Below are 628 nucleotides of genomic sequence, written 5' to 3' on the forward strand. Positions count from 1 at the left end.
GTAAAAGAATAGCTGAGAAGATAGATGGTGGTGAAGAATATTTCTGTATTGATTCAAAACCTATAGAGGTATGCCGGGTAGCTAGAGGGAAACGTTGTAAAATGGGCAGAAACGATTATAGCAAAGCTCCATCATTCGGATATTGTGCCTCTCAGAAGAATTATTACTATGGATATAAATTACACGCTATTTGCGGTTTAAGTGGAGTTATCCATTCCTTTGACCTGACAAAAGCAAGTGTTCACGATATCAATTATCTTAAAAATATCAGATATGAATATCATGACTGCAGCATTTTCGGAGATAGAGGATATATTAGTAAGAATGTGCAACTGGATTTGTTTGAGACTGCAAATATAAGACTTGAAGTTCCATATAGACTGAACCAAAAGGACTGGAGTCCTACATTCATCCCATTTGCTAAAGCCAGGAAAAGAATCGAAACGGATTTCTCACAACTATGCGATCAGTTCATGATAGTGAGAAATTATGCTAAAGATACAGTAGGATTGTTTACCAGAATACTAGGGAAAATAAGTGCATTTACAATCCTTCAATATATAAACCACATTAACAACAAACCTATTGGCAGACTTAAATATGCGCTTATTTAATTCCGCCAACGGGT

General features: G+C 35.8%; 1 protein-coding gene. It reads left to right on the plus strand.

Features of this window, described 5'->3' with window-relative positions; all coding sequences use genetic code 11:
• A partial coding sequence (locus JCM15092_RS14325) for an IS982 family transposase (RefSeq protein ID WP_024995234.1) occupies positions 1-614 on the plus strand: 614 nt, incomplete at its 5' end.
• Positions 615-628: the final 14 nt, after the last annotated feature.

Origin of the sequence: Phocaeicola paurosaccharolyticus JCM 15092, assembly GCF_000613805.1 — a bacterium.
GTDB lineage: Bacteria > Bacteroidota > Bacteroidia > Bacteroidales > Bacteroidaceae > Phocaeicola > Phocaeicola paurosaccharolyticus.